Consider the following 5,025-nt stretch of genomic DNA (forward strand, 5'->3'; position numbering starts at 1 on the left):
GTGGCAGCGGTGCTGGTATCCCTTCCAGGTGCGCGTTTCCCCTCCCGCCGCCCATTGCCCGGGCATCCACCACCTCGACACCTCCACCGGGTTGGCCGGGTCCGCCAGGTCGAGGATCATGACGATGTTGCCCAGATAACCTTCGACCTCGGGAGAGATATAGGCGTAGCGGCCGTCGAAGGTGAACCGGTGTATGCCGCTTCCGTCGCAATGCCACATCGCAAGCTGCCGGGGCTGGGACCGGTCGCGGACGTCGAATATGGCAAGGCCTCCCCGCTCTTTTGCCAGCGTCGCGTCGGTGATTTCCCGGTTCACCAGCATCAGGTCGCCATGTACCTGTACCTTGTGCGAATGCAGCCCTTCCGCGACCGGCACCGTGGCGACCTGCCTGGGGCGGGTCGGCTCCCGTACGTCCACGATGGTGGTGCCCGTCGGCCCGGTGATGTGGCCGATGTAGGCGAACCCGTCCTTGACCACCACCTGTCCGCCGCCGGGACATGGAAAGACGGCGAGTTCGCGCACTCCTTTCGCACTAAGCATGATGCTTTCCTGAAGAAGTCTGCCGACGAGCGGCTTCAGTTGACATATTTGCCGGTCTTGGCCGCGATGCGCTTCCAGTTCTCGACTTCGCTCGCGATACGCTGCATCACTTCGTCGGGCGAGGCTTGTCCGAAGGTGACGTCGATGCCTTGCGTCGCCAATTTGGCGCGCACGTCGGGCGTGGCCAGGGCCTTGGCGAACTCCTCGCGCAACCGCTGGGCAACGTCAGGCGCCGCACCCTTGGGCAGGAAAAGCCCGTACCAGATGTTGGCGTTGAAACCCGGCACGCCGGACTCCGCGACGGTGGGGACCTCGGGTAGCTCGGCCACGCGGCGCGCGCCGCCGACGGCCATGGCCTTGATTTTCTTGTCCCTGATCAAGGGCAAGAAAACCGTGAGCGGGCCAGAGGTCAGGTCCAGCCGGCCGGAAGACAGGTCGGTCATCGCATTGCCGGCGCTCTTGTAGCGCACCGACAAGAACTCGAGTCCCGCCGCGTCGGCCAGTAAATCGAACACGAGTCCGGAAGTGCCCCCGGCGGAAAATTTCCCCGGGCTCTTCTTGATCTCCGCCATGAGCTCGGGGAAGGTGTTCCACGGAAGGTCGGGACGGGCGACCAGCAGCACCGGCGATTCGCCCACGGCGCCGATGGGCGTGAAGTCTGTCAGGATGTCGTACCCAGGCTGCCGGAAGAATCCCGCGTTAGACGTATGGATGCCGCTCAGCAAGCCGATGGTGTAGCCATCGGTCGGGGCCTTGGCCAAGAGCGCCGCGCCTATGTTCCCCGACGCGCCGGGGCGGCCTTCCACCACGATCGGTTGTCCAAGCTGCTTGGACATCTGTTCCGCCATGATGCGTCCGACGGCCTCGTGCCCTCCGCCCGGTACGGGCATGATCATCTGAATGGGACGGGTCGGGTAGTTCTGTGCCTGGGCGGCGGGTGCCGCTGCCAAGGATGCGGCGGTCAGCAGCATCGCTGCCCACGGGCGGGCGGCGGTACTCCGGGCGTGTGCCATCGAGTGTCTCCTTTGGGGTGCGACCGCCCCGGGTGCGCGAATCGGCCCCAGGGTTCTCGTTTCACTTGGTCGTGCGCGTTGGGCGCGGGCCTATTGGACACCGGGTACTAAGGGAAATAAAGACAGAAAAACTTTTGGACTGATAGCGAAAAGTGATTAGTTTGGCCGGATGCCCGGCTTCGCTCGCCCATGGCGGAAAGCCGTTTCCGGGGCCGACCCGGAGACGACGAGGTGGCGCGGCGTGCGCCGGCAGGCGGGACGCCGGGGCGGTCCCGGAGGGGTCGATGCGCCCTCGGCGCCCCGGCTTCGGGCGCGCCGTTTGCCGGCCTGGGAAATCGGGCTTAGAATTGCGTTCCTGCCGCCATGCGGCAGCGCTTCCGTCCCGGTCCTGCCGGGGCGTCCTGCGCGGGTGTAGTTCAATGGTAGAACGGCAGCTTCCCAAGCTGCATACGAGGGTTCGATTCCCTTCACCCGCTCCACTTCAACTTTCCATGGTGTTCCAGGGACGTCCATGGAGTGTTGCAAGTCATTGTCACGGTTCGATTTTTTAAGAATCTTCGATCCAGTGACGTCCAGCGAAATCCACTGACAGCCGGTCAAAACCGGTACATTAGGTGGTACATCGCAATGCGGAGCTTCCCAGTTCCGCATTGTTGCTGGGGGAGCCGGGGCCCGATGGGAAACATGGCACTCAACTCGCTTTCAAGGAGTTGGGATCATGCTTTCGGACCTCACGGTTCGCCAGGCCAAGGCGACCGGCAAACCGTACACCCTGGCCGACACAGACGGCCTTTCCCTCTTTGTTTCAGCCACCGGTGCAAAGGCGTGGCACTTCCGCTTCTCGTGGGGCGGCAAGCGCGACCGCATGTCCTTCGGCACGTATCCAGCGCTCTCGCTGAAGGACGCCCGTACGCTTCGCGATGAAGCCCGCTCGCTGCTCGCCAAGGGCGTCAATCCGCACAGCGAACGCAAGCGCAGGCGGCACGCGATCGTCCTGGCCGGCGAGCACACCTTCATGGCCGTCTACGAGCAATGGCTGGCTCATCGCCGGCTCTCGCTGGAGGAAGGACGGCAGACCAGCCTGGAGCAGATCGGGCGCGTCTTCAAAAAGGACGTGTTTCCGTCGCTGCGGCACCTGACCATCTACGAGATCACCCGCGCGCACCTGCTGGACATCATCGGCAAGGTGGAAAAGCGCGGCTCGCTGTCGGTGGCCGAGAAGCTGCGGACCTGGTTCACCCAGTTGTTCACCTACGCCACGGTGGCGATCCCCAACATGGGCGAGAACCCGTCCAGGGACCTGGAAGTGGTCGCGTTGCCTTTGCCGCCGGTCGAACACAACCCGTTTCTGCGCATGCACGAACTGCCGGTCATGCTGCAGACGCTGCGCAAGTACCGCGGGCGCCTGAACACGCAGTTGGGTTTGCGGCTGCTGATGCTCACCGGTGTGCGCACCGGCGAGTTGCGCTTCGCCACGCCCGATCAGTTCGACCTCGACCGGGGCCTGTGGATCATCCCCGTGGCCAGGCTCAAGCAGCGAAAGCTGTTCACCAGGAAGAAGCGCAAGCGCATCATCGACATCCCGCCCTACATCGTGCCGCTGTCGGTGCAGGCGCAGGAGATCGTTCGCCACCTGCTCGACAACTTCAAGCCGGCCCAGGTTCATCTCATTCCCGGCGACTGGTGCCTGAAGAACCCGATCAGCGAGAACACGCTCAACGCCGCGCTCAAGCGCATGGGCTACGAGGACCAACTCACGGGGCATGGTATCCGGGCGACGATCTCGACGGCGCTGAACGAACTCGGGTACCCGAAGAAATGGGTGGACGCCCAGCTCTCGCATGCCGACCCGGACAGGATCAGCGCGACCTACAACCATGCCGAGTACGTCGAGCAGCGTCGCGTCATGATGCAGGACTGGGCCGATCGCCTGGACCTGTTCGAGCAGAACGAGGTCGAGGTTGCCAGCCGGCATCTGACCATCACGCTTCAGGGCCTGCCGACCATTGCCGGCCAGGCGGCGGTGCAGCCGCCGGTGCTCGACCTCACCGCGCCGCAGCTGATCGTGACCGCGCCGGCGCCCGACCAACCCGAAGCGCCGGCATCGGTGCAGCGGCTGTCGGCCGTGCGCATGCCCGAGTACGCACGGCCGCGCCTGTCGGACGCGCAGCGTGAACGCCTGCAGGTGCTGGAGATCTTCGAGGCGCCGCACAACCTCTCGGTGGCGGACTACGCCAGGCTCGCGGGCAAGTCGCGCCGCTGGATCACCTACGAGATCCAGGCCGGCAACCTGCTGTCGATCCACATGGGGCATCGCGGGCAGCGAGTGCCAGACTGGCAACTCGATCCGCTCAAGCGCAGGCTGGTCCAGTCCGTCCTGAAGCAACTGCCACGGGGCATCGACACCTGGGACATCTACCACGCTCTCCTGCGCTCATATGAGGCCCTCGGGACACGGCCGGCCATCGAAGCCGTCAACCCAACGAACCTGCACCTTGCCGCGCGGCTGGTGGCCGCACAGTGCATGCAGGCGAGCGAGCCAGTCGTGACGACCGAGTTTCCTGAGCAGGTCCGGCAAAGCGTGCAGCGGCTGGTGCGCGAAGCCGTCGCTGCCGATGTCGCCGAAGCGACGCCCGGAGACTGATCAAGCCAGGGTCGCGCCGAAGTTCGGTCAGGCGCTTGCCTGGAGCGATTGGAAGAACCGCTCCAGGTGGGTGCTGTCCGTATTTCGACGGCTCAGGAAGTAGGTGGTGAGCGTCAGCACGCCCTCTTGCAAGGGACGCTGGACAAGGCCAAGGGAACGATGGCCCTCGATGCGGGCGGCGGGTGCCAGGCAGACGCCGTAGCCGGCGGCCACCAGGGTCATCATCAACCCGAACGATGTGGCCGTCGTGACGTCCGAGGGGAAGACGCCGGCCGCCGTCAGCAGCGTGTCGATCTGCCCGCAGTAGCCCACACAGTCGCGGGCATCCAGGGCGATCCAAGGGTGGTCGGCGGCCTGCTCCAGGGACACTGACGCGAAGGCCAGCAAGGGGTGATGGGCAGACACGGCCAGTGCCAGCGCATCGCGCCAGACGGGGCGGACATCGATGCCTTCAGGGGCTGCGGGCGACTGGCAGAGGCCCGCCTCGAAAGCCCCCGCGAGCAGTCCTCGATGCAGGTCCTCCAGGCGTTCTTCATGAAGGCGAATGGGGTGGTCCGGATGGCGCCGGCGATGTTCCGCCATCGGCACCGACAACCGGGGATAGGCCAGGCAGTCCGACAGGGCAATGTTCAAGGGATCGGGAGCGATCATCGTGTCACTTGCACAACGCCGACACTGGGAAAAACCGGGCGCGACCGGTCGATGAGATAAGTTTAACGTGGTTTAGATTCGCTTTGCGCGTGACGCTTCTGTTGATGCAGAAGCGATCGGTGCAACGCGGGAGACCCGCAGGGACAAGAACCTATGAAAGCTGTCTGTTATACACAA

The 5,025-nt window shown here is 64.7% G+C and carries 4 protein-coding genes and 1 tRNA gene; 2 read left to right on the plus strand and 3 right to left on the minus strand.

Translation table 11 applies throughout. The features are described from left to right. On the minus strand, nt 1–540 hold a 540-nt coding region (locus tag IRZ12_RS15500), incomplete at its 3' end, for an LVIVD repeat-containing protein (protein ID WP_367181595.1). A 35-nt stretch (nt 541–575) separates the two neighbouring features. Further along, nucleotides 576–1,553 (minus strand): tripartite tricarboxylate transporter substrate binding protein, encoded by a 978-nt coding sequence (locus IRZ12_RS15505; RefSeq protein ID WP_296470277.1) that lies wholly within the window; start codon nt 1,551–1,553, stop codon nt 576–578. Between the two features lie 405 nt (nt 1,554–1,958). Here IRZ12_RS15505 and IRZ12_RS15510 point away from each other — a divergent pair. Further along, a tRNA-Gly gene (locus IRZ12_RS15510) sits at nt 1,959–2,032 on the plus strand. Between the two features lie 239 nt (nt 2,033–2,271). Next, nucleotides 2,272–4,197: an integrase arm-type DNA-binding domain-containing protein gene (locus IRZ12_RS15515; protein WP_296470281.1), complete on the plus strand. Its 1,926-nt coding sequence runs from the start codon at nt 2,272–2,274 to the stop codon at nt 4,195–4,197. Between the two features lie 27 nt (nt 4,198–4,224). On the opposite strand, the gene IRZ12_RS15520 is transcribed toward IRZ12_RS15515, so the two are convergent. Next, the gene (locus IRZ12_RS15520; protein ID WP_124136554.1) at nt 4,225–4,848 is read right to left on the minus strand and encodes a LysR family substrate-binding domain-containing protein; all 624 of its coding nucleotides are present in this window, start codon (nt 4,846–4,848) and stop codon (nt 4,225–4,227) included. Nucleotides 4,849–5,025: the final 177 nt, after the last annotated feature.

Source organism: Pigmentiphaga sp. (assembly GCF_019689535.1).
Taxonomy (GTDB): domain Bacteria; phylum Pseudomonadota; class Gammaproteobacteria; order Burkholderiales; family Burkholderiaceae_B; genus Pigmentiphaga.

Excerpts from the sequence above, each read along its gene's own strand:
- IRZ12_RS15505 (WP_296470277.1), bottom strand. The coding sequence starts at position 1,553 with ATGGCACACGCCCGGAGTACCGCCGCCCGCCCGTGGGCAGCGATGCTG.
- IRZ12_RS15515 (WP_296470281.1), top strand. The coding sequence starts at position 2,272 with ATGCTTTCGGACCTCACGGTTCGCCAGGCCAAGGCGACCGGCAAACCG.
- IRZ12_RS15520 (WP_124136554.1), bottom strand. The coding sequence starts at position 4,848 with ATGATCGCTCCCGATCCCTTGAACATTGCCCTGTCGGACTGCCTGGCC.